Origin of the sequence: Methylobacterium sp. B4, assembly GCF_003201865.1 — a bacterium.
In the GTDB taxonomy this organism is placed as follows: Bacteria; Pseudomonadota; Alphaproteobacteria; order Rhizobiales; family Beijerinckiaceae; genus Methylobacterium.
Genome location: NZ_QJJJ01000014.1, coordinates 40,341 through 63,630, shown reverse-complemented (window position 1 = coordinate 63,630; position 23,290 = coordinate 40,341). Strand labels below are relative to the sequence as shown.

Here is a 23,290-nt window from a genome sequence, read left to right as displayed (position 1 = left end):
CATGTTCGGTCGACGCTCCACCGCCGCATCGGCTCCCGCTCCGGTCGTTCCGGTTGACGGCCCCGCGGTCAAAGCCCCTCCGCCGGTCCTCCAGCAGGAGGTGGAGCGCGCGCGGCCGGAACCGCCGCCGAGCCGCTCGGCCCCTGTGGTGGCGCAGCCCCGGTCGGAAGAGTATTTCCGCACCAAGAGCATGATCTTCGGCGCGCTGATCGAGGCCATCGACCTCGCGCAGCTCGCCCGGCTCGACGGCGAGGCGGCGCGCGAGGAGATCCGGGACATCGTCTCGGAGATCATCGGGCTCAAGAACATCGTGCTGTCGATCGCCGAGCAGGAGGAGCTGCTCGACGACATCTGCAACGACGTGCTCGGCTACGGCCCGCTGGAGCCGTTGCTCGCCCGCGACGACATCGCCGACGTGATGGTGAACGGGGCCGACCGGACCTTCATCGAGGTCGGTGGCAAGATCCAGCTCACCTCCGTGCGCTTCCGCGACAACCAGCAGCTGATGAACATTTGCCAGCGCATCGTCAGTCAGGTCGGCCGGCGTGTCGACGAGGCCTCGCCGATCTGCGACGCGCGCCTGCCCGACGGCTCCCGCGTCAACGTGATCGCGCCCCCACTCGCCATCGACGGGCCGGCGCTGACCATCCGAAAGTTCAAGAAGGACAAGCTCACCCTCGACCAGCTCGTGCGCTTCGGGGCGATCTCGCCGGAGGGCGCGAAGATCCTGCAGATCATCGGCAAGGTCCGCTGCAACGTCGTGATCTCGGGGGGCACCGGCTCGGGCAAGACGACGCTGCTCAACTGCCTCACCGCCTTCATCGAGAACGACGAGCGCATCATCACCTGCGAGGACGCCGCCGAGCTCCAGCTCCAGCAGCCCCACGTGGTGCGGTTGGAGACTCGGCCCCCGAACCTGGAAGGCCAGGGGCAGGTCTCCATGCGCGACCTCGTGAAGAACTGCCTGCGCATGCGGCCCGAGCGGATCATCGTCGGCGAGGTGCGCGGACCGGAGGCCTTCGACCTGCTCCAGGCGATGAACACCGGCCATGACGGCTCGATGGGCACGCTGCACGCCAACTCGCCGCGCGAATGCCTCGCCCGCATCGAGTCGATGATCACCATGGGCGGCTTCTCGCTGCCCTCGCGGACGCTGCGCGAGATGATCACCGGCTCGGTCGACGTGATCATTCAGGCGATGCGCCTGCGCGACGGCTCGCGCCGCATCACCCACGTCACGGAGGTGATGGGCATGGAGGGCGATGTCATCATCACCCAGGATCTGCTCGTCTACGACGTGCTCGGCGAGGACGCCAACGGCCGCCTGATCGGCCGCCATCGCTCCACCGGGATCGGCCGTCCGCGCTTCTGGGAGCGGGCGCGCTATTACGGCGAGGAGCGGGCGCTCGCCGCCGCCCTCGATGCCGCCGCGGCACCCGCGGAGGAGGCCCCGTGAGCGCGCTCAACGCGCCGCTGGCGGCGGGGCTCGCGGCAATCGCCGCGGGCGCGGTCGCCTACGTCTTCCTGCTTCCCTACCTCTCGGGAGAGAAGCGGGCTGAGCAGCGCCGGAAGGCCCTGGGCCAGCCGAAGGTGAGCCTGGCCGAGCGCGGCGCGGCGGCCAACCGGCGCGAACAGGTCGCCAAGAGCCTGAAGGAGATCGAGGCGAAGAAGGACAAGACCAAGGTCACCCTCGAACTGCGCCTCGCCCGGGCCGGGCTCGATTGGACGCGCCGCAAATTCTACCTTGTCTCCGCGATGTCCGGCGTCATCCTCGCCTCCGGGATCTTCGTCGTCTCGGAGAGCCCCTTCATCGCGCTCCTCGCCCTGTTCGCCGGCGGGCTCGGGTTGCCTTCTTGGATGCTCAAGCACCTGCAGAAGCGGCGCATCGCCGCCTTCATCGAGGAATTGCCCAACGCCATGGACGTGGTGGTGCGCGGCCTGCGCTCCGGAATCCCGCTGGGCGACTGCCTGCGCATGATCTCCCGCGAGGCGAAGGAGCCCCTGAAGAGCGAGTTCCGGGTCGCGATCGAGGCGCAGACGCTCGGCATTCCGATGGGGGACGCGATCCTGCGCATGTACGAGCGGGTGCCGGTGACCGAGGTGAACTTCTTCGCCGTCGTCATCGGCATTCAGCAGAAGGCCGGCGGCAACCTGTCGGAGGCGCTCGGAAACCTGTCGCGGGTGCTGCGCGAGCGCAAGAAGATGTCCGGTAAGATCAAGGCGATGAGCATGGAGGCCAAGGTCTCGGCCTACATCATCGGCGCCCTGCCGTTCTTCGTCGCCTTCACCACCTACCTGTCGAGCCCGGACTACACCGCGCTCCTGTGGACGACCGCGGTCGGCAAGATCGCCCTCGTGGTCTCCGGCCTGTGGATGCTGGTCGGCATCCTCGTGATGAAGAAGATGATCAGCTTCGACATCTGAAGCACACTTTGCCGAGGATGGTGGGCCGGCTCTCGGCAGCCGGGCCGCGATGGATGGGCGGAATCGAACACCGATGCTGGATGATGTCGTCAACGCCGCGCTCAGCCCCCGCAGCCTCGCGACGGTGCTGATCGGCATCGCCGCGGCGGCCACGGTCTTCACCCTGGTCCAGCCGCTGATCGAGACCGATCAGCTCGGCAAACGCATGAAGCTCGTCAGCGACGAGCGCGAGCTGATCCGCCAGCGCGAGCGTGAGCGGCTCAACAACCGCGTCTCCCTGCGCTCCGAGCCGAAGGCCTACATGAAGCGGGTCGTGGAGCAGCTGGCTCTGAACCGCTGGCTCGGCACGAACACCGCCAAGACCAAGCTGACCATGGCGGGCTATCGCGGCGCCGGGGCGGAGACGGCGTTCCTGTTCTTCCGCCTCGTGATGCCGATCGTCCTGACCCTGGGCGGGCTCTTCTACATGTTCGTGCTGGAGGTGCTCGATCAGCCCGTCATCGTCCGGCTCGGCATCGTCCTCGTCGCGGCCTTCGTCGGCTTCAAGTTGCCGGAGGTCTACCTGTCGAACATCACCTCGAAGCGGCAGGCGGAGATCCGGCGGGGCTGGCCCGACACGCTCGACCTGTGCCTGATCTGCGTCGAATCCGGCATGTCGATCGAGAACGCCTTCCGTCGGGTCAGCGTCGAGATCGCGAGCCAGTCGGTGGCGCTGGGCGAGGAGTTGGCGCTCCTGACCGCGGAGCTGTCTTACTTGCCTGAGCGCCGGGTGGCCTACGAGAACCTCGCTCTGCGCACCGGCCTCGACATCGTGAAATCGCTCACCACGGCGCTGATGCAGGCCGAGCGCTACGGCACGCCGTTGGGACAGGCTCTGCGCGTGCTCGCGCAAGAGAGCCGGGATCACCGCATGACGGAGGCCGAGAAGAAGGCCGCCGCCCTGCCGCCGAAGCTCACGGTGCCGATGATCCTGTTCTTCCTGCCGGTGCTGTTCGTGGTGATCCTCACGCCCGCCGGCATCCAGGCCTTCTCCATGATGAAGTGAGGCGGGCCGGCGCGTCCGCATCGAGCGGGAGGCGCCTCGCGTCGGATCGCCGTCAGGGGCGGTTGAGACCGGGGGCGGCCACGCCGGCGACGGGTTCGACGGCCCGGGTCGGGCCGCGCGAGAACAGCCGGTCTCGCAGCCGCATGAAGGGCTGTTCGATCGCGAGCCCGATGACGATCGCGAGCCCGATCGAGAGCGCGTATTTCGCGATCACCACGAGATCCGGGCTGGTGATGCCCGCCATCTCGGCCAGCCGCGGTGTGATCCGGTTGCCGATGCCGTTGTGCCAGATATACATGGGATAGGAATAAAGGCCGATGATTGCCACGAGCCGCGCCGGCGGCGAGGCGAAGAACCGGTTCCGGCTTCCGTGGATGGCGAGGATCGCGAAGGCGGAGCCGATCGCGGCCAGCGTATAGCCGAAGGCGGCGCGGGCGAGGTCGTCGGTCATCCAGAACAGGGCGGTGAAGGCCGCGAGCGCCGCGGCGAGGTTGAGGAGGCGCGGGCGCGCGAGCCGGGCGTAGCGTTCCGGAAAGCGCTGCGCCAGGAGCGCGAGGGCGACGCCGAGGGCGAGGCCGTCGAGCCGGTACTGTGTTTGAACCTGGAGCGCGTGCGGATCGATTCCCGCCAGCGCCGCGAGGGGACGCAAGAGCCACGTCACCAGGACGATGGCGACGAGTCCCGCCAGGACATGGTGGGCGGTCAGGCGCAGGCGCGCCAGGAAGGGCAGGGACAGACCGATCAGCAGGTAGAACTGCTCCTCGACGGCGAGCGACCAGAGGTGGAGCAGCGGCGTCTCGAAGTAGTTCTGGACGTGAAGGAAAACCTGGGGAACGAAGCTCGTCCACGACCGGTCGGTCAGCACTACCTGCACCGCGAGATAGACGTAGAGGACGGGCCAGAGCCGGAAGGCGCGCCGGATCAGGAAGCGCCGGTAGTCGAAGGCCCGGGTCGCGCTCACCTCGCGGATGACGAGGCCGCCGACGAGGAAGCCGCTCAGCACGAAGAACAGGTCGACGCCCGCCCAGCCGATCACCCGGCCCGGGTGCAGCCAGACGTCGCTGACGGCCAGATTCATGCTGCCGCCGTTGAGGTGCCAGCCCATCGCCAAGAGGATCGCGACGCCGCGGATGACGTCGAGCTGGATTTCCCGTGCCTTCCGGTCGAGCATGATCGTCCCTGACCCGGATCCTTCGTCCGCGTGACGGTGGACGCCCGGGGATCGCCGTTCGCCGTCACTGTAACGGATCGCGCGCCCCCTTCGCCGAGGGCCACACTACGCATCCTGGCGCAGGGTTAATGGCCGCGCCCCGCTGGGTGGTGTGAGGCCTGGGACGACGCCCGGCAAGCCGCCGCCGTCACGGCTGGCCGGCTCCGGCCCGGGATGCGCGCCCGCGTCCGATGCTGTAGCCACGCTCGACTCCTCTCGCGACGCTCGCTTTCCATGGCCCTGCTCACCCTCGACGATCTCTCCCCCGGCCAGACCTACGAGGCCGGACCGATCCGCGTGACGCGCGACGAACTCGTGGCCTTCGCGCGGGACTACGATCCGCAGCCCTTCCACCTCGACGAGGCGGCGGCAACGAACACCTTCGTCGGCACGCTGATCGGCTCAGGCTGGCAGACGGCGGCGCTCGGCATGCGCCTGCTCGCGGAAGCGCTGATCTCGCGCTCGACCTCGATGGGCTCGCCGGGGATCACGGCCCTGCGCTGGGTCAGGCCGGTCCTGCCGGGGGATTCGCTGAGCGCGACGATCCGGGTCGAGGAGGTGCGCCCTTCCGCCTCGAAGCCCGACCGCGGCATGGCCCGCCTCGCCATGACGCTGAAGAACGGGCGCGGCGAGACGGTAATGACGCAGGATTTCGCCGTACTGTTCGCCCGGGCGGGCGCGGTGCCGGCCCCGCGCACCGTGGAGCTGGCGTCGGAATCGGGATCGGTGCCGGAGCCCGAGGACGCCGAGCGTCTGTCCTTCCTCGGGCAGGCGGAGATCGGCATGACCCGCGATCTCGGCGCCCACCGCTTCGAGGCGGAAGCGATCGTCGCCTTCGCCCGCGCCTACGATCCGCAGGTCTTCCATCTCGATGCGGAGGCCGCCCGCGCCACGCATTTCGGTGCGCTCTGCGCCTCGGGCTGGCAGACCGCCGCCGTATGGATGAAGCGGCTCAATGCGACCTTTGCCCGGGACATCGCCTTCACCGCCCGCTCCGGACCCGTGCCGCAACTCGGACCCTCGCCGGGCTTCAAGGACCTGCAATGGCTGCGCCCGGTCTATGCCGGCGACACGATCCGCTACGCCAGCCGCCTCGTGGACCGGCGGGCATCCGCCTCGCGGCCGGGCTGGGGCATCGCCACCCACCACAACACGGCGCAGAACCAGCGCGGCGAGCCAGTCTTCGCCTTCACCGGCTCGGTCTTCTGGCAGTGGGAGCCGTGACGCGCCGATGAACCCGCCTTCCGCCCGCCGCATCCTCACCGCGAGCTTCGTCGGCACCGCGATCGAGTTCTACGACTTCTACATCTACGCCACCGCCGCCGCGCTGGTGATCGGTCCGATCTTCTTCCCCCAGGGCGAGCCCGGCGTACAGACGCTCCAGGCCTTCGCCACCTTCGCCATCGCCTTCCTGGCGCGCCCCGTCGGTGCCGCGGCCTTCGGGCATTTCGGCGACCGGGTCGGGCGCAAGGCGACGCTGGTCGCCTCGCTGATGATCATGGGGCTCTCCACCGTCCTGATCGGCTGCCTGCCGGGCTACGCGTCGATCGGATGGTGGGCGCCGGCCCTGCTCTGCCTGCTGCGCTTCGGCCAGGGCGTCGGCTTCGGCGGCGAGTGGGGCGGGGCGGCTCTGCTCGCGGTCGAGAACGCCCCGCCGGGGCGCCGCGCCCTCTACGGCATCTTCCCGCAACTCGGCGCGCCGATCGGCTTCATTGCCGCCAACCTGCTGTTCCTCGGGCTCAGCGTGTCCTTGAGCCCGGCGGATTTCGAGGCCTGGGGCTGGAGGCTGCCCTTCCTGGCTTCCGCCGCCCTCGTCGGCGTCGGGCTCTACGTGCGCCTCAAGCTGACCGAGACCCCTGCCTTCCGCGCCGCGCTCGAACAGGCGCCACCGGAGCGGGTGCCGCTCGCCACGATCTTCTCCGCGCATCTCAGGGCGACGCTGCTCGGGACGCTGGCCATGGTGGCGGCCTACGCCGTCTTCTACCTCTCGACCGTGTTCGCGCTGAGCTACGGCACCGCCACGCTCGGCTACCCGCGAAAGACCTTCCTGCTGTTCGAGTGCGTCGCGATCCTGTTCATGGCGCTGTCGATCCCGCTCTCGGGGCTCGCCGCCGACCGCTTCGGGCGCAAGCCCGTCATGCTCTCGGGCCTCCTCGTCACGGCCGGGCTCGGGGCGGCGCTCGGGCCGATGCTCGGCAGCGGCGAGCCCGCCCTCGTGCTCGGCTTCCTCTGCCTCGCACTCTTCGCCATGGGCTGGATCTTCGGGCCGATGGGCGCGCTCCTGCCCGAGTTGTTCCCGACCCGGGTGCGCTACACCGGCGCCTCGGTGACCTACAACCTCGCCGGCATCGTCGGCGCCTCCGGAGCGCCGCTCGCTGCGCAATGGCTGGTCGGTTGGGGCGGCATCGGCTCAGTCGGGCTCTATCTCGGTCTCGCCGCCGGGATCAGCCTCGCCGCGGTCGCGGCCATGCCGGAGACGGGTCGGGGCGGCTGATCGAGGCTCCGCAGCCGGCTCTGCAACGGAGACATGGCCCGAGAGCGACGATATAGATTGCGCACAATTCACATGCGCGCTATCTCTGTAGCAAGCCGAACCGATCGGCCGCGTTCGAACCCCGATCACGAGGACAGCCCATGACCGTCGATGTGAAGTACCGCACCACCGCCTCCGCCACGGGCGGCCGCGACGGCTCCGCCCGCACCGAGGACGGCAGCTTCCAGGTCCAGCTCTCGACCCCGAAAGAACTCGGCGGCGCGGGCGGCCCCGGTGCCAACCCGGAGCAGCTCTTCGCGGCGGGCTACTCCGCCTGCTTCATCGGCGCCCTCAAGGTGGCCGGCGGCCAGCTCAAGCTGAAGGTGCCCGCCGACACAACCGTCACCGCGAATGTCGGCATTGGCCCGCGCTCCGAGGGCGGCTTCGGCATCACCGCCGACCTCAAGGTCAGCCTCCCCGGCCTCGAGCGCGCCGACGCCGAGCGCCTCGTCGAGGCGGCGCATCAGATCTGCCCGTATTCCAACGCCACGCGGGGTAATGTGGATGTCGGGCTGACGCTGGCGTGACGCCCGATCGATGATCGCGGGAGGCCCTCCGTCCGAGGGCCTCCTCTCGTGAGCGACGAGAGGGCACCGGATCGCCCGTTGCAGGGGGCGATCCGGGATCGATCGGCAGCGTGTCGGCGGAGCTACGGGTCACCGATGCGTTGGAACGTCCCGTCCGGCAGCACGATGGGCATCGAGATCTAGCTCTGGAAGCCGTACTCGGCGGGGGTGTGGTGTTCTCGGAAGGCCGGGTCCTCGGCGATGTCGTCGGTGATGACCGGGACCCCGCTCTGCCGGCTCTCAGGCCCGGCTCACGTCCCCTCGATCGTCCGCTTCTGCACCCCGCCCCTGGCCATCTGCGGCTTCTTCGCGCTGAGGATGCGGGAATTGACCCCTGTCCAGCCGATTTCGCCGGAGAGCCGGCCGTACTCGATCTTCGGGCAGCGGTTCATGATGACCGTGAGGCCCGCCGCCTCCGCCCGCGCGGCGGCCGCGTCGTCGCGCACGCCGAGCTGCATCCAGATCACCTTCGGCGGTTCCGGAAGCGCCAGCGCCTCGTCGACGAGAGGCCCCGCCGCGGCGGAATTGCGGAAGATCTCGACCATGTCGACCGGACCGGCCAAATCGGAGAGCCGTCCCACCACCGGGCGCCCGAGCAGGGTCTGGCCCGCGAGACCCGGATTGACCGGCGTGACCCCGTAGCCGCGTTCGGAGAGATACTTGAAGACGATGTAGCTCGGCCGGGCCGGGTTGGCCGAGGCGCCGACCAGGGCGATGGAGCGCGCCTGTTTCAGGATCGCGCGGATCTGCGCGTCCGGGTAGCGGTCGTGCCGGGTGGCGATTCCGTCGGGTGCGCCGTCGAGGGTCGGGATCATCCCGCTCTTGTCCGCCAAGCGCGGGCGTGCTGCAAGGCGGGCATGAGCGAGACCGTGATGAGCCTGGAGGAGACCGTCGCGTTCCTGGAGCGCGAATTCCCGCAGATGAATGCGGACGGTCGGCACTACCATCTGGAGGCGGTCGGACCGCTCCGCGCGCGGATGCGCCTCGACCATCACGAGCGCCACCTGCGCCCCGGCGGCACCGTCTCCGGCCCGTCGATGATGGCGCTGGCCGATTATGCGCTCTACGCGGCGATCCTCTCCAATATCGGACCCGTGGCCCTCGCGGTGACGACGAACCTGAGCTTCAACTTCCTGCGCCGGCCCGGCCAGGGCGGGCTGATCGCCGAGTGTCGTCTGCTCAAGATCGGGCGCCGGCTCGCCGTCGGCGACGTGGCGATTCGGACCAAAGGATCCGACGACATCGTCTGCCACGCCACCGGCACCTACTCGATCCCGCCGGGGCGTTGAGCTTTCGGCTCACGCCACCGAGATCAGCAGGATGCCGCCCACCATCAGCCCGGCCCCGACGAGGCGCCCCGTCCGGGCACGGCAGACCGGCATGCCGAGCCAGCCGAAATGGTCGATGGCGATCGAGGTCAGGAGATTGGCCGTGATCAGCAGCCCGTTGAAGGCGCCGGCCCCGACGGTGTCGACGAAGAGCAGTCCGCCGAACACCGCCACCGCGCCCGCGAGCCCGCCGAGCGGCGCCCACCACGGCATTCCGGAGAGATCCTCGCGGGTCGGCAGGGGCGTCGGCCGGATCGCGAAAACGGTCAGGAACACGAAGACGATCGGCACGAAGGAGACGGCTGCGGCGAGCCAGGGATTGACCAGGGCGCCGCGCAGCTGCGCGTTCCAGACGACGCCGAGGGCCTGCAGCGCGCCCGCGCCGAGGACGAAGGGATAGAGCAGCCGGCCGCTGAGGCCGTGGCCGTCCTGCCCATCCCGGTCGGGCTCGCCGCGGCTCGCGCGGGCGATCAGGACGATGCCGCCGACCATCAGCAGGCCGCCGAGCCAGGGCAGCGGTTTCCATCCGCCGCCCTTCAGGCCGAACAGGCCGAACGCATCCAGCGCCAGCGAGCTGAGGATATTGCCGGTGATGAGGAGGCCGTTGAACGGGCCGGCGCCGACCTTGTCGACGAGGGCCAGACCGCCGAACACCGCCACGGCCCCGGCGAGGCCGCCGAGCGGCGCGTACCACGGCATCCGGGCGAGATCGTCCGGGCTCGGCAGCGGGACCGGCATCGTCAGGAACAGGATGACGAAGACGAAGACGATCGGCGCGAAGGAGGTCGCTGCAGCCAGCCAGGGATTGACCATGGCCCCGCGCAGTCGCGCGTTCATGGAATTGCCGAGCGCCTGAAGCGCACCGGCGACGAGGATGAAGGGGTAGAGCAGGGCTGCGTTCACGGTCCGTGCCTCAGGGAGCGAGCAGGAGGCCGGCGAGCGCCAGCAGAAGGGCCGGCGGCATCACCAGCGCGCCGAGTTTCAGGAAGCGCCAGAAGCTCACGTCGATACCCTCGCGGCGCAGGGCGGTGAGCCAGAGGATCGTGGCGAGCGACCCCGTCACCGAAAGGTTGGGCCCGAGATCGATGCCGATCAGCACCGCCCCGGCGACGCGCTCGGGCACGGCGGCGGCCTGGACGGCGGCGCCCGCGATCAGGCCGGCGGGCAGGTTGTTGACGAGGTTCGAGAGCACGGCCACCAGCGCCCCCGCGCCCCAGGCTGTCGCCTCCGGCGCGGTGCCGACGGCAGCCTTCAGCCCCTCGGCGATCCGGCCGAGCAGGCCGGTCTTCTCCAGGGCCTCGACCAGCACGAACAGTCCGGCGACGAGCGGCAGCACGCCCCAGGACACGTCGCGCACCACCGTCACGAGGCCGCCGCGCCGCATCAGGAGCACGATCAACGTCGTGGCGAGGCCCGCGGCGAAGGTCGGCAGGCCGAGATCGCGCCCGAGGGCCGAGGCGGCGATCAGCACGGCGCCCGTCGCGACGATGCCGAGGCCCGCCACGAGCCCGGTGCGCGAGAGGGGAGCGCCCTCGACCTCGGTCGCCACGCTCTGCGCGCGCAGGGTCGGGCCTTGCGTGATCCGCAGCACGGCGTAGGTGGCCGCGATGGCGAGCATGGAGGGCAGGGCGAACAGCGCGAGCCAGCGCGTCAGCGGCGGCATGGCGTCGGCGAAGACGACGAGGTTGGCCGGGTTCGAGATCGGCAGGACGAAGCTCGCTGCGTTGGCGATGAAGGCGCAGATGAAGAGGTAGGGCAGGGGATCGCGCACCTTGGCGGCCCGCGTCGCCGCGTAGACCGCGGGCGTCAGCACCACCGCGCAGGCATCGTTCGAGAGGAACACCGTCACCAGCGTGCCGACGGCGTAGACCAGGGCGAAAAGCCGGGTCGCCGAGCCCCGGGCGGCGCGCACCGCGAGGCCGGCGAGCCAGTCGAACAGGCCCTCCTTCCGGGCGACCTCGGACATCAGCATCATGCCGATGAGAAAGAGGTAGACGTCGCCGCCCTTGAGCACCCCATCCCAGGCGGCGCCGACGGGCAGGAGGCCGAGGAGGACGAGGGCGGAGGCCCCGAGCACGGCCCAGACCGCCTCCGGCCAGCCCATCGGCCGGGTGATGACGCCGAGCGTGGCCAGCGCCGCGATCCCCCAGGTCGCGAGGTGGGGAGTGAGCGCGAAGCCGCCCATCGTCGTCCGGTTCCTGTGAAGGGGTTTTTCGCGAGCGTCGGCGGGTGTCGCCGGCTTGCTACTCGGCCGGCACCGCGAGCGGCGAAGCGGGTGTCGGCGGCTGCGCGTCGGTCGGACGGGGCTCGTAGCCGAGGGTCTCGGGCATGAACAGCAGGTAGAGGGCAAAGCCCGCCCCCGCGACCGCGGCGAGCACGAGGAAGGCCGCCGAATAGCCCGCGGCGACGATGATGACGCCGGCCAGCGTCGCGCTCAGCGCCGCGCCGAGGCCCTGGGCGGTCGCCGCCGCACCCTGCGCGACGTTGAAGCGGCCGGTGCCGCGGGTCAGGTCGGCCACGACGATCGGGAACAGCGCGCCGTAGATACCGGCGCCGACCCCGTCGAGGCACTGCACCGCCACGAGATAAAAGGGGTTGTCGGAGAAGGTGTAGAGCACCCCGCGCAGGGCCAGAACGCCGAAGGCGGCCAGGAAGATCGGCTTGCGCCCGAAGCTGTCGGCCTTGGCGCCCACCAGCACCGCCATCGGCACCATCACGCATTGTGCGGCCACGATGCAGACCGCGATGAGCGAGGTCGCGTTGTCCTTGCCGACCACCTTCGTCAGCAACTGGCCGACCGAGGGCAGCATCGCCGCGTTGGCGAGGTGGAAGGCGGCGCAGAGCAGCGCGAACAGCATCAGGTGGCGGTTGCGCAGCAGCAGGCTCAGGCCCGAGGGCTGCTCGCAGTTCTGGTCTTCCCGGCAGTCGAGGCCGCGGGCGAGGTCGTCGTCGATCGACTCGGCCGGCACCATCAGCATCGCGCCGATCGAGCAGGCGGCCAGGATTCCCATCAGCCAGAACACGACGATGGGGCCGAACAGGTAGGCCAGCCCGCCCGCGAGCATCGCGGAGACCGCGTTGCCGGCGTGGTTGAAGCCCTCGTTGCGGCCGATGCGCTTGGAAAACAGTTTTGGGCCGACGATGCCCAGGGTGATGCCGGTCAATGCGGGCGCGAAGATCGAGCCAGCCATGCTGGCGAGCGCCTGCGTACCGGCGACGAGATAGAAATTCGAGATCCAGGGCAGGACGAGACAGCTCGCGGTGACGGCCAACGCCGCGACGATGACGACGCCGCGCTTGTTCCGGGTGCGATCGATCAGGGCGCCCGCCGGCGTCTGCGTCAGCAGGCCGGCAATGCCGGCGATCGTCATCACGAGACCGATCGTCGCCTCGTTCCAACCCTGCTCCGGACCGCGCACGGCGAGCAGGTAGATCGCGAGATAGGGCCCCAGCCCGTCGCGCACGTCGGCGAGGGTGACGTTGAGCAGATCGAGACCGCGCAGCGCGGCCCGCGACGGCTGCCGCTCGGGATCGGAGGACGGGTGCGCCTCGACTCGCATGGCCGACATCTCTGAAACGTGGGTCGAAGGCCGTCGTCGGTCCGCTGCAAGAACACGGGCAGCCGGACGGCCACGGCGCTAAGTTGCTGCTGCTGCCTTCGTTCCTGGCTCGGGCGTTCTTAATCCCGGCTCCTCGATCACGTCTGCGTGCGACGGTCGCCGGCCCCTTTTCATCAGGAGGATCGCGTTAACCGAAAAGCGCGGGGCGACGGGGCGACGGGGCGTACCGTAGCGGACAAAAGAATCTTTTAGCGCCTTTCGCGCAGAACGACTCGAGGCGAGGTGGGCGGCACGATGCGCGGAGCGGGCGTCGACGGCGAGGGGGCGGCAGATCGGCTTTGCCCGCCCGACTTGCGGGCGCGCCCGGCTCGGACCTGGCTCATTCTGGGCATTCTCGCGCCCCTCGGCATGCTGGTGCTCTCGGGCCTGATGCTGCTCGACCTGAGGCGGGACGCCTGGGACAAGGCCGAGCAGACCTCCAAGAACCTGCTTCAGGTGATCGAGCGGGACATCGCCCGCAACATCGAGATCATCGATCTTTCCCTGACGGCGGTGATCGACAACCTCAATGCGACGGGTGTCGTCGATCTCGATCCGGGCCTGCGCCAGCTCATCCTGTTCGATCGCGCGGCCACGGCGCGGGACATGGGTGTGATGCTCGTCGTCGATGCGAACGGCGACACGGTGATCGACTCTCACGCCTTGCCCGCCCGCCGCATCAACAACGCCGATCGGGCCTATTTCCAGGCCCATCGAGCGCAGAGCGGTCTCGGGCTCACCATCAGTCGGCCGCTGGTCTCGCGCCTGCTCGGCACGCAAGTGATCGTGCTGAGCCGCCGCATCGACCGCCCCGACGGGTCATTCGGCGGCATCGTGTCGGCGAGCCTCAAGCTCTCCTATTTCAGCCGCCTGTTCGACCAGATCGGGCTCGGCCGGGACGGCGCGATCAACCTCTACCTGCGCGACGGCACGCGCTTGATGCGCCACCCGTCCGTCGAGGCCGATATCGGCGCCAACATCGCCGGGGCGCCGACCTTCGAGCGCTTCTTGGCCCAGCGCAGCGGCAGCTTCACGGGGCAGTCGGTGCGCGACGGCGTCGAGCGCTACTATGCCTTCACCCAGGTCGCGGACTTCCCGCTTCTGCTCAACGTCGCCCTCTCGGCCGCCGAGATCGAGGCGGAGTGGCGGGAGAAGGCCCTGGTGATCGGTTTCGCGGTCCTGTTCCTGTGCGGGTTGACCATTCTGCTCTCGCTCCTGTTCGGGCGCGAACTCGGTCGCCGGACGGCGATGCAGGCGGAACTGGCACGCCTCTCGCAGACCGACGCCCTCACCGGTCTGCCGAACCGGCGGCGCTTCGAAGAGGTATTTTCGCGTGCCTGGAGGACGGCCCAGCGCACGGGCAGGCCGGCGGCGCTCCTCGTGGCCGATGCCGACCACTTCAAGCGCTACAACGACGCGCACGGCCACATGGTCGGCGACGAGGTGCTGAAGGGGCTCGCCGAGGCGCTGAGAAAGAGCTTGCGCCGGCCTGGCGACTTCGCAGCCCGCGTCGGCGGCGAGGAATTCGTCGTCCTGCTGCCCGAGACCGACCGGGAGGGAGCCCTGCAACGCGCTGCGGCGATCCACGCGGCCGTGGCCGCAATCGGCGTTCCGTCGGCCGGAATTCCGGCCGGTTCCGTCACCGTCAGCATCGGCCTCGCCGTCGCGCGCGGCAGCGGGACGATGCACGATCTCTATCGAAGGGCCGACACGGCGCTGTACGCGGCCAAGGAAGCCGGCCGCGACCGTACGATCTGTGCGCCCGTCGTTGGGGAAGTTGAGCGTGCCCCGGAGGCGTTTCGGCTGCCGGCGGCAGCCGGCTCACCCGTGCGATGAGGCTTTCGCCGCGCGGGTGAACCGGCGGGCTGCGTTACGGACAGGGATGCCGGGCGCCGTCATTGCCGAGATAGGTCCCGCTCCGTGCATCGTAGGAGCGGAAGCGCCGGGCGCAGGCGGCGACCGCTTCGGGGCTCGGGCCGCCCTGCACGACGACCGGAGCGGCCTGCGCCTGCGAATTGGCGATCGCGCCGCCGAGGATGGCGCCCGCCGCCAGACCCGCTACGCCCGCGCCGACCGCGGCGCCCACGCCCGGCCCCCGGCGATAGCCGCTGCGCCAACCCCGCCCGTAGCCGTGGCGGCGGTGGCCGTAATGGCGGTGCCCGTAGCGGCGGTACTGGCTGTAGCCGGTCGGCAGATCACCCTTGACCAGAGCCTCGATCGGGCTCTGCGGAGCGGGCGCGGCGAAGGCCGGCGCGGCCGCGAGGAGGGCGGTGACGGTGGCGGCAAGCGCGAGGGTCAGCTTCATCGTGTCGTCGATTCCTTGGTGATCGCCGCAGGTCGGCGGAAGGAGCGGGTACCCGGCCGCTCGGCCGGATCCCGAAGGAACAACGCGCGACCGGCCGGTTCGCATCCGGCGACGTGAGGTCGCCGGATGCCGGGTGCGCCGGGCCTCAGTTGCGCCCGCGCACCAGCAGGCCGAGCCCGAAGCCGATCAATCCGGCCACGAGCAACGAGGCGTGCGGCCACTCGACGGAGCGCTCATGGCCCTCCTTGAGGGTCCGGCGGCCGCGATCGTAGGCCTCTTCCGCCACGTCGTAGGCCTCGTCGGCGGCATGGCGCACGGCGTCCTTGGCCTGTCCGTAGACATTCTCCGCGCGGCCCGTTGCCTCGCGCAGCCGGCCCGCCGCCACGTCGTCGCGCGAGCCGCTCAGGCTGCCGACCGCACCCTGCACCTTGCCGCCGAGTTCCCGCGCGGCGCCCGTGATCCTGTCGCTGTCGACCATGGCCTCGATCCTCTCTCGTTCGAAACGTGTTCTGGCTTCCGCCGCGTTCGAGAGGGCGGAGCATCGGCCGGGCCGGACCCAGGAGCGGACCGGCAGCACAGCGGACCACGAACGGATCGCGGGCGAGCTTGTTCCGGGAAAGAATTGCGCAGTCAGAGCATTTCAGGGGGACGCGGTTGCAGCCTGAGGCGTGGCCGGTCCACCCGGGGCCGTTCAAACGCGGTTCAAGCGGCCCGCCTTATCCCTAGGATACCGGTGCGGCGCCCCGCCGCCCGCTGTCGGGAGATCGACATGCGTGCTTCCCTGATCCCCACCCTGACCCTGCTCCTCGGCCTCGCCGCCGCGCCTGCGCTCGCCCAGGCGCCGAGCCCGGCCACCCCGCCGGCCGCGAGGCCCCCGGCCGCTGCCCCGTCGACGGCGCCCGCCGCCACCCCGGATGCGGCGAAGCCGGACGCGAAGGCGGCCCTCATCGACATCAACTCGGCCAGTGCCGAGGAGCTGAGCCAGCTCAAGGGCATCGGGGAGGCACGCTCCGCCGCCATCGTCAAGGGCCGGCCCTACCGGGGCAAGGACGAGCTGGTGCGCAAGAAGATCCTGCCCGAGTCGGTCTATGCCGAGATCAAGGACCGGATCATCGCCAAGCAGAAATAGGCGAGCCGTGCGCCGGGCGCTCCCGCGAGCGCCCGGTCGCGAAGGCAGCCTTTCCGGATGGGCCCCGCGGTGCTACCGCGGGCGCTCACGCCCGTTTGCGTGCCCCTTGCCCGACCCTTCGAAAGCGCCCGCGCGAGAATGTCCGCCGCCAGCCACCGGATCCGCCTCCATCACGGCGACCTTCCCCCCGATTTCGAGCCCGGCGCGGCCATCGCCATCGACACGGAAACCCTGGGGCTCAACCCGCACCGCGACCGGCTCTGCGTCGTGCAGGTCTCGCGGGGCGACGGCAGCGCCGACGTGGTGCAGATCCGCCCGGGCGATCCGGCGCCGGAACGGTTGAAGGCGGTTCTGGCCGATGCGGGCGTCGTCAAGATCTTCCACTTCGCCCGCTTCGATCTCGCGGCGTTGTTCAACGCTTTCGGCGTGATGCCCGCCCCGGTCTACTGCACCAAGATCGCCTCGAAGCTCGCCCGCACCTATACCGACCGGCACGGCCTGAAGGACGTGGTGCGCGAACTCGTCGGCGTCGATCTCTCCAAGCAGCAGCAATCGTCGGACTGGGGCGCGGACACCTTGAGTCAGGCGCAGATCGATTACGCGGCCTCCGACGTGCTCCATCTCCACGCCGCCCGCGAGCGCCTCGACGCGATGCTCGCCCGCGAAGGGCGCACCGCGATCGCCAATGCCTGCTTCGAATTCCTGCCCACCCGGGCGAAACTCGATCTCGCGGGCTGGCCGGAGGTCGATATCTTCGCTCATTCCTGAAGCAAAACCCACGACTTCGATCGGGAAACGATGCCGGGCTGCAACGGGGACGGGAAATGTCTTCGCAGGCAGGATGATTCCGGCCGCTCTTCGTGCGGGGGCGCACGCGGGCACCGTTGATCCCGGCCGCGAGACGAGGCCATAACTTCGCCACCGCACCGGGGCATCCGGCCGGCAGGGCGCGACCGCAGGCGCGCCGACCCCCTCAGGAACGCGATGCAGGCGGCGGACACCATCCAGACGGAGACGGATCTCCTCGCGCTCGCCGCGAACGAGAACGCGCGCCGCAAGCGGGCGCACGGGCGCGCACGCCGGCACAGCGCGCAGGTGCGGACGCTACGCCGGGTCATTCCCGTCGTCGCCGGCCTCGCCATGTTCGGGCTGGCCGCGATCGTGCTCTACGGCCCGCTTTCCGGCAGCATCCCCAACGTCTCGGTCGGTCCGATCAGCGTCTCGGGCACCAAGGTGACCATGGAGAACCCGCGCCTGTCCGGCTTCCGCAAGGGCGAGCGCGGTTACGAGGTGATCGCCGACGCCGCGCAGCAGGACGTGCGCAAGCCGAGCATCATCGAATTGCAGGCCATGAAGGGCCACGTCGCCACCGACGACAAGGGCGGGCGCGCCTATCTGGAGGCGCGCGGCGGCGTGTTCGACTCCACCCGCGAATCGCTCAACCTCGAGAACGACATCCGCCTCTGGACCGACAAGGGCGAGGAGATCCGCCTCTCCGTCGCCACCGTCGATTTCAAGAGCGGGAGTCTGCGCTCGTCCAAGGCGGTCACCGTCACGGTCCCCGCCGGGTTGATCGTCGCCGACAGCCTCGACGTGGTCGAGAACGGCCGGGTCGTGTCCTTCGTCGGCGGCGTGCACGCCGTGTTCCACGGCGAGGAGCCGGGGACGAAAGGGGATGCGAAGGTCGCCGCGAAGGCGGAGTCGGAGCGCATCCGCACCTCCGCGGCCGAACCGTCGGAGCAGGCCCGATGAGCGCCCATTCCGGCCTGACTCGCGGCCGCACCCTTGGCCGTACCCTTGGCCGTACCCTCGGGCTCGCTTTCGGTCTCGTCCTCGGCCTGACCCATCCCGGGGCCGGCGCCACGGCGCAGCAGCCGGCCAAGGACGTGGCCAAGGATGCGTCGAAGGAGAAGTCCGCGCCGCTCGGCACCGTCGGCGGCGGCAAGGGCCCGATCAAGATCGACGCCGACCGGCTCGATGTGTTCGACCGCGAGAACAAGGCGATCTTCGCCGGCAACGTCGTGGCGGTGCAGGGCGACAGCACGATCCGCTGCTCGGCGATGACGGTCCACTACAAGCGCGACAAGGACAAGGATCCGGGCAAGGACGCGGCCAAGACCGAGTCCGAGGCGTCGGACGACGCCAAGGCCAAGGCGGTCGATGCGCTCGGCGGCAACGGCATCCGCAAGGTCGAGTGCGCCGGTCCCGTCACGGTGGCCCAGAAGGATCAGGTCGCCACGGGCGACAACGCGGTGTTCGATCAGGTCGCCAAGCGCATCGTGCTGACCGGCAACGTCGTGCTCAGCCAGTGCCAGAACGTGACCCGCGGCTCGCGGCTCGTCTACGACATGGCCAGCGGCAGGGCGAACATGGACCCGGTTGCCGGCGGGCGCGTCTCGGCGATGTTCGTGCCCGGCGAGGGCGGCGACAAGGCGGCTGCCAAGGGCAGCCAGCCGAAGGGCTGTGCCGCGCCGGCGGTGGCGGCCAAGCCCGGTTCCAAGACGACCGAGAAGCCGGCCGAGAAGCCCTCGATCAAGACGCGGGCGCAGGCGAACTGATCGTGACGCCCTCGGGAATGCCCACGGGCGTGTCGCTCCAGGCGGGCGCCGAGCCGCCGCGCGGCCGGAAGGGCTCCTGGCTCGGTCGGGTGCTCGGCCGCAATCCGACGACCGCGCAGGCCGCCGGGAGCCTCGCCGCCGAGGGCGGTGGTCCGGGCGTCCTGCACGTGCGGGGGCTGCGCAAGAGCTACGGCGCGCGCACCGTGGTCCACGAGGCGGGTCTCACCGTCCATAACGGCGAGGCGGTGGGGCTGCTGGGGCCCAACGGCGCGGGCAAGACCACGATCTTCTACATGATCACCGGCCTCGTGCCGGCCGACCGCGGCTATATCAGCCTCGACGGCCTGGAGATCACGAACCTGCCGATGTACCAGCGCGCCCGGCTCGGCATCGGCTACCTGCCGCAGGAGGCCTCGATCTTCCGCGGGCTCTCGGTCGAGGACAACATCCGCGCCGTGCTGGAGGTGGCCGAGCCCGACCGCAAGGCCCGCGAGCGCAAGCTCGATTCGCTGCTGGAAGAGTTCGACATCGCGCGCCTGCGCAAGTCGCCCTCCATCGCCCTGTCCGGCGGTGAGCGGCGGCGCTGCGAGATCGCCCGGGCGCTCGCCTCGTCCCCGAGCTACATGCTGCTCGACGAGCCCTTCGCCGGCATCGACCCGATCGCGGTCGGCGACATCCAGGATCTCGTGAAGCACCTGAAGCAGCGCGGCATCGGCGTGCTCATCACCGACCACAACGTCCGCGAGACCCTGGGTCTGATCGACCGGGCCTACATCGCCCATTCCGGCCGCATCCTCACCGAAGGCACGCCCGAGCAGATCGTGGCGAACGAGGATGCGCGGCGGCTCTATCTCGGCGAAGATTTTCGCCTTTAAACTTTGATCGAAGCCATCCCTTCGCCTGCCTGAGCACGATGGCGGCCGTCCGCCGCCGGATCGGAAAACGCTCGCCGCGTAAAACACGCGCCGCCGCGATCACCGCTTCTGAACCATGACGGTTGCCGCCCGGGGCCGCGCAAGGGATTCTTGATCCTCGCGATGGCACGAATGGAAACCGGCTCACGCGGAGCGTGTGGGCCGGCCGGGCCGCATCCGGCGAGAACTCTGTGACAATGCTGCCGGCTTGCATGGATTTCGGAGCGGGTGCCGCCAATCACGCTTTGACGGAAGGCTCGGCCGGGTCTAAACCTAACTCAGGAGGAAGCAAGAAGCGTGCCGATGCGGCCGAGTGGCTTGCGGCTGGCAGTTCCTTCAGGCTTGTCGGGGGTTGAGCGTCGCCATGAGTTTGATGCAGCGCCTCGAGATGCGCCAGGGCCAGGCCCTGGTGATGACGCCGCAACTGCTGCAGGCGATCAAGCTGCTGCAACTCTCGCAGCTCGATCTGGCAGCCTATGTCGATGCTGAGCTGGAGCGCAATCCGCTGCTGGAGCGTATCGAGGGCGAGGGTGCCCCCGAGCGCGAGGCGCCGGAAGCGTCGTCGGACGGTGAGGCCTACGACGGCGCCGGCGAGGGCTACGAGGGCGGGGACGCGCCCGAGTCCGAAGCTTGGCTCGCCTCCGAGATGACGCCGAGCCGCGGCGAGATCGAGGGCGACCTCGATACCCGCCTCGACAACGTCTTCGCCGACGAGAACCCCACCCCCCGCGATACGGGCAGCGGCGACATGCTCTCGCTGACGCCCGCGCCCTACGGCAACACCGGCGGCAGCTTCGACGGCGAACTTCCCGACTTCGAGGCGACGCTGACCGCCGAGACCAGCCTGCGCGAGCACCTCGCGGCGCAGCTCGACCTCGCCACGCAGAACCCCACCGACCGGCTGATCGGCAGCTTCCTGATCGATGCGGTGGACGAGGCCGGCTACCTGCGCGAGGAGATCGATCTCGTGGCCGAGCGGCTCGGCGCCGCGCTCGACGACGTCGCCCGCGTGCTGAAGCTGGTCCAGAGCTTCGACCCCCCGGGCGTGGCCGCGCGCGACCTCGCCGAATGCCTCGCGATCCAGCTGCGCGAGCAGGATCGCTTCGACCCGGCCATGCAGGCGCTGGTCTCGCGCCTCGACCTCGTGGCCAAGCGGGATTTTCCGGCTTTGCGGCGCCTCTGCGGCGTGGACGACGAGGATCTCGTCGAAATGCTGTCCGAGATCCGCCGTCTCGACCCGAAGCCCGGCCGGGCCTTCGGCGCCCACGCCGTCGAGGTGCTGATCCCCGATGTCTTCGTGCGTGCGGCCCCCGACGGCTCCTGGCTGGTGGAGCTGAATTCCGAAGCGCTGCCGCGGGTGCTGGTCAACCAGAGCTACTATGCCCGCGTCTCGAAGGGCGCGGTCGCCGACGGGGACAAGGCGTTCCTCTCCGAATGCCTGCAGACCGCCAACTGGCTCACCCGAAGCCTGGAGCAGCGCGCGCGCACCATTCTCAAGGTCGCCACCGAGATCGTGCGCCAGCAGGACGCCTTCTTCCTGCACGGCGTTGCCCACCTGCGGCCCCTGAACCTCAAGACCGTCGCCGAAGCGATCGGCATGCACGAGTCGACCGTCTCGCGGGTGACCTCAAACAAGTCGATCGGCACCAGCCGCGGCACGCTGGAGATGAAGTACTTCTTCACCGCGGCGATCCCCGGTGCGGCCGGGGCGGCGGCCCATTCCTCCGAGGCCGTGCGCCACCGCATCAAGCAGCTCGTCGATGCGGAGGCCGCGGACGTGCTCTCCGACGACGCTCTGGTGCAGCGCCTGCGCGACGAGGGCGTCGATATCGCCCGCCGCACGGTCGCGAAATACCGCGAATCCCTGCGCATCCCTTCCTCGATCGAGCGCCGCAGGTCGCGGATGGCCTCGGCCGCGCGCTGAGCCCGGGATTTCCGGCAGCGGTCGGTCGGGGGGGCCTGCGCCGGCTCGCCTTCGCGTTGACTTGCCCCGCCCTCTGTCTAACTCTCGATGTTCGGGAGAGAAAACGGAGACGTCGATGGCGGGTTTGCGGGTGACGGGGCATGGCCTCGATCTCGGTACGGCTTTGCGCGGCCGGGTCGAAGACCGCATGGCGGCGACGCTCTCGAAATATCTCGACCCGCACATGAGCGAGACTTGCACGGGTCACGTCACGCTTCGCCGCGACGGCACCGCCTACCGGACGGATTGCGTGCTCCATCTCGTCACCGGCCTGACGCTCGAAGCCTCGGGCGCGGCGCACGACGCTCACGCCAGCTTCGAGCAGACGGCGGACCGGCTCGAAAAGCGGCTGCGCCGCTACAAGCACAAGCTGAAGGACCACGCCGCGTCGAGCCATAACGGCGCCGGCGTCGAGGCGGCCTACGCCGTCTTCGCCGCGCCGGCCGAGGAAGCCGGCGAGGATCTGGAGGATGACGGCGTCGAGGCCGAGGAGGAGGGCGATCACCCCCCGGTCGTGGCCGAGAGCACCCGGACCCTGAAGAGGCAATCCGTCAGCGAGGCGGTGACCGCCCTCGACCTCACGGGCGCTCCCGTCATCGTCTTCGTTCACGCTGGCACCGGGCGCATCAACGTCGTATATCGGCGCAGTGACGGCGCGATCGGGTGGGTCGATCCTCCCGGCGACCGTGGCTGAGGCACGGCCCTCCTTCGGGCCGCCTCGGGCGGGGACAGGGCGTCCTTCATGAAATGCCGGCCGCACCCTTGCGGCCGGGGAAGGCATCCCCGAGATCTTGGAGATCTCGGAATGTCGTGAGGCGCTCTGAGCCGGGGTGTGCACTCCGGAGCCCGCGCCGGAGAACGCGGGACCGCTGGATGGAATCCCGCCGACGAGGCGTTTAGTTTTCATGCCCATGCTTGAATTCCTGAGTCCGGACTCCGTGGTCCCGTCCCTGCGCGTGCGGGACAAGAAGCACGTGCTCCAGGAACTGGCCGCCCACGCTGCCCGCCACCTCACCGGGCTGTCGGAGCGCGACATCTTCGAGACGCTGCTTCAGCGCGAGCGCCTGGGATCGACGGGCATCGGCGACGGGGTGGCGATCCCTCATGGCAAGCTCGGCCAGCTCGACCGCCTGTTCGGCCTCGTCGCCCGGCTCGAGAAGCCGGTGGATTTCGATGCCCTCGACGGCCAGCCCGTCGATGTCGCCTTCTTGCTGCTCGCTCCCGAGGGCGCCGGCGCCGAACACCTGAAGGCGCTGGCCCAGGTGGCCCGGCTCCTGCGCGAGCCAGGCATGTTGGAGCGCATCCGCAGCGCCCGGGATGCCACCGCCCTCTACGCCCTGCTGGCCCACGGGCCGACGACGCAGGCGGCCTGACCATGATCGCATACGGATTGCGTGCCGCACTCCTCGCGGCGGCGCTCCTCACACCCGGCAGCCTGCGGGCGCAGAGCGAGGCGGCCTGCGCCCGCGACGTGCTCGTGGCGGGATCGATGCAGCGGCAGGCGGTCGAACAGCTCGAAAGCGGCGGCGACGACGATGCGAGCCGTTGCCGGGTCTGGCAGCGCCATGTCGAGACGATGCGCCGGATCGCGGGCGTCTACGGGCGCTGCCTATCGGGCCCCGAGCGCACCGAGCGCCTGGGTCAGGTCCAGAGCTCCGAAAAGGAATTTTCGGGCCTGCTGCGTACCCGCTGCCGCGGATTGTGAGGCGAGGGCCT

24 protein-coding genes are annotated in these 23,290 nt (G+C 69.9%); 17 read left to right on the top strand and 7 right to left on the bottom strand.

Translation table 11 applies throughout. The features are described 5' to 3' along the window. Position 1: 1 nt before the first annotated feature. From BY998_RS16705 to BY998_RS16695, 3 genes are all read left to right on the top strand, one after another. Complete coding sequence (locus BY998_RS16705) at positions 2–1,456, top strand: CpaF family protein (RefSeq protein ID WP_110352739.1); 1,455 nt, start codon at positions 2–4, stop codon at positions 1,454–1,456. Further along, positions 1,453–2,424, top strand: coding sequence for a type II secretion system F family protein (locus BY998_RS16700; protein WP_110352738.1), 972 nt, complete (start codon positions 1,453–1,455; stop codon positions 2,422–2,424). Before BY998_RS16705 ends, BY998_RS16700 begins: the two co-directional genes overlap by 4 nt. A 73-nt stretch (positions 2,425–2,497) precedes the next feature. Beyond that, positions 2,498–3,469 carry a type II secretion system F family protein gene (locus BY998_RS16695; protein ID WP_110352737.1) on the top strand — a complete coding sequence of 324 codons (972 nt, stop codon included), beginning with the start codon at positions 2,498–2,500 and terminating at the stop codon, positions 3,467–3,469. Between the two features lie 52 nt (positions 3,470–3,521). Here the strand turns inward: BY998_RS16695 and BY998_RS16690 are convergent, their stop codons facing one another. Next, positions 3,522–4,640 carry an acyltransferase gene (locus BY998_RS16690; RefSeq protein ID WP_110352736.1) on the bottom strand — a complete coding sequence of 373 codons (1,119 nt, stop codon included), beginning with the start codon at positions 4,638–4,640 and terminating at the stop codon, positions 3,522–3,524. Positions 4,641–4,913: 273 nt separating this feature from the next. On the opposite strand from BY998_RS16690, the gene BY998_RS16685 reads away from it, so the two are divergent. The 3 genes from BY998_RS16685 (at position 4,914) to BY998_RS16675 (ending at position 7,739) form a co-directional block, all read left to right on the top strand. After that, entirely contained in the window at positions 4,914–5,903 is a 990-nt protein-coding gene (locus BY998_RS16685) for a MaoC family dehydratase (RefSeq protein ID WP_110352735.1), read from the top strand. Between the two features lie 7 nt (positions 5,904–5,910). Continuing rightward, on the top strand, positions 5,911–7,173 hold the full coding sequence (locus BY998_RS16680) for an MFS transporter (RefSeq protein ID WP_110352734.1): 1,263 nt from the start codon (positions 5,911–5,913) through the stop codon (positions 7,171–7,173). A gap of 140 nt (positions 7,174–7,313) precedes the next feature. Further along, positions 7,314–7,739 carry an organic hydroperoxide resistance protein gene (locus BY998_RS16675; protein WP_110352733.1) on the top strand — a complete coding sequence of 142 codons (426 nt, stop codon included), beginning with the start codon at positions 7,314–7,316 and terminating at the stop codon, positions 7,737–7,739. A 290-nt stretch (positions 7,740–8,029) separates the two neighbouring features. Here BY998_RS16675 and BY998_RS16665 read toward each other — a convergent pair whose 3' ends face one another. Continuing rightward, a complete protein-coding gene (locus BY998_RS16665) occupies positions 8,030–8,593 on the bottom strand; it encodes a CoA-binding protein (RefSeq protein WP_110352732.1) in 564 nt (187 codons plus the stop codon). A gap of 42 nt (positions 8,594–8,635) precedes the next feature. Between BY998_RS16665 and BY998_RS16660 the strand changes: the two genes are divergently transcribed. Continuing rightward, the gene (locus tag BY998_RS16660; protein ID WP_110352731.1) at positions 8,636–9,067 is read left to right on the top strand and encodes a PaaI family thioesterase; all 432 of its coding nucleotides are present in this window, start codon (positions 8,636–8,638) and stop codon (positions 9,065–9,067) included. A gap of 9 nt (positions 9,068–9,076) precedes the next feature. Here BY998_RS16660 and BY998_RS16655 read toward each other — a convergent pair whose 3' ends face one another. Genes BY998_RS16655 through BY998_RS16645 form a run of 3 tightly spaced genes read right to left on the bottom strand, consistent with a single transcriptional unit; the run spans position 9,077 to position 12,666 of the window. Beyond that, complete coding sequence (locus BY998_RS16655; protein ID WP_110352730.1) at positions 9,077–10,009, bottom strand: DMT family transporter; 933 nt, start codon at positions 10,007–10,009, stop codon at positions 9,077–9,079. A gap of 10 nt (positions 10,010–10,019) precedes the next feature. Continuing rightward, entirely contained in the window at positions 10,020–11,291 is a 1,272-nt protein-coding gene (locus BY998_RS16650) for an arsenic transporter (RefSeq protein ID WP_110352729.1), read from the bottom strand. Positions 11,292–11,349: 58 nt separating this feature from the next. Next, on the bottom strand, positions 11,350–12,666 hold the full coding sequence (locus BY998_RS16645; RefSeq protein WP_110352774.1) for an MFS transporter: 1,317 nt from the start codon (positions 12,664–12,666) through the stop codon (positions 11,350–11,352). 294 nt (positions 12,667–12,960) lie between these two features. Between BY998_RS16645 and BY998_RS16640 the strand changes: the two genes are divergently transcribed. Next, a complete protein-coding gene (locus BY998_RS16640; protein WP_110352773.1) occupies positions 12,961–14,541 on the top strand; it encodes a sensor domain-containing diguanylate cyclase in 1,581 nt (526 codons plus the stop codon). A 34-nt stretch (positions 14,542–14,575) separates the two neighbouring features. Here BY998_RS16640 and BY998_RS16635 read toward each other — a convergent pair whose 3' ends face one another. Both BY998_RS16635 and BY998_RS16630 read right to left on the bottom strand, forming a co-directional pair. After that, entirely contained in the window at positions 14,576–15,010 is a 435-nt protein-coding gene (locus BY998_RS16635; RefSeq protein WP_110352728.1) for a BA14K family protein, read from the bottom strand. 145 nt (positions 15,011–15,155) lie between these two features. Continuing rightward, entirely contained in the window at positions 15,156–15,488 is a 333-nt protein-coding gene (locus BY998_RS16630) for a CsbD family protein (protein ID WP_110352727.1), read from the bottom strand. Between the two features lie 291 nt (positions 15,489–15,779). Between BY998_RS16630 and BY998_RS16625 the strand changes: the two genes are divergently transcribed. The 9 genes from BY998_RS16625 to BY998_RS16585 all read left to right on the top strand — a co-directional run bounded on the left by BY998_RS16625 (position 15,780) and on the right by BY998_RS16585 (position 23,279). Continuing rightward, positions 15,780–16,139: a helix-hairpin-helix domain-containing protein gene (locus BY998_RS16625; RefSeq protein WP_110352726.1), complete on the top strand. Its 360-nt coding sequence runs from the start codon at positions 15,780–15,782 to the stop codon at positions 16,137–16,139. A gap of 138 nt (positions 16,140–16,277) precedes the next feature. Next, positions 16,278–16,907 (top strand): ribonuclease D, encoded by a 630-nt coding sequence (locus BY998_RS16620; RefSeq protein ID WP_110352725.1) that lies wholly within the window; start codon positions 16,278–16,280, stop codon positions 16,905–16,907. 216 nt (positions 16,908–17,123) lie between these two features. Beyond that, the gene (locus tag BY998_RS16615) at positions 17,124–17,891 is read left to right on the top strand and encodes a lipopolysaccharide-assembly, LptC-related protein (RefSeq protein WP_110352724.1); all 768 of its coding nucleotides are present in this window, start codon (positions 17,124–17,126) and stop codon (positions 17,889–17,891) included. Further along, entirely contained in the window at positions 17,888–18,697 is an 810-nt protein-coding gene (locus BY998_RS16610; RefSeq protein ID WP_110352723.1) for an LptA/OstA family protein, read from the top strand. Before BY998_RS16615 ends, BY998_RS16610 begins: the two co-directional genes overlap by 4 nt. A 17-nt stretch (positions 18,698–18,714) precedes the next feature. Further along, positions 18,715–19,572: an LPS export ABC transporter ATP-binding protein gene (gene lptB, locus BY998_RS16605; protein WP_110352722.1), complete on the top strand. Its 858-nt coding sequence runs from the start codon at positions 18,715–18,717 to the stop codon at positions 19,570–19,572. 403 nt (positions 19,573–19,975) lie between these two features. Beyond that, a complete protein-coding gene (gene rpoN / locus BY998_RS16600) occupies positions 19,976–21,535 on the top strand; it encodes an RNA polymerase factor sigma-54 (protein WP_110352721.1) in 1,560 nt (519 codons plus the stop codon). 115 nt (positions 21,536–21,650) lie between these two features. Further along, a complete protein-coding gene (gene raiA, locus BY998_RS16595; RefSeq protein ID WP_110352720.1) occupies positions 21,651–22,268 on the top strand; it encodes a ribosome-associated translation inhibitor RaiA in 618 nt (205 codons plus the stop codon). A 211-nt stretch (positions 22,269–22,479) separates the two neighbouring features. Then, positions 22,480–22,947 carry a PTS IIA-like nitrogen regulatory protein PtsN gene (gene ptsN, locus BY998_RS16590; RefSeq protein WP_110352719.1) on the top strand — a complete coding sequence of 156 codons (468 nt, stop codon included), beginning with the start codon at positions 22,480–22,482 and terminating at the stop codon, positions 22,945–22,947. 2 nt (positions 22,948–22,949) lie between these two features. Next, complete coding sequence (locus BY998_RS16585; protein WP_110352718.1) at positions 22,950–23,279, top strand: hypothetical protein; 330 nt, start codon at positions 22,950–22,952, stop codon at positions 23,277–23,279. The last annotated feature ends 11 nt before the right edge of the window (positions 23,280–23,290 follow it).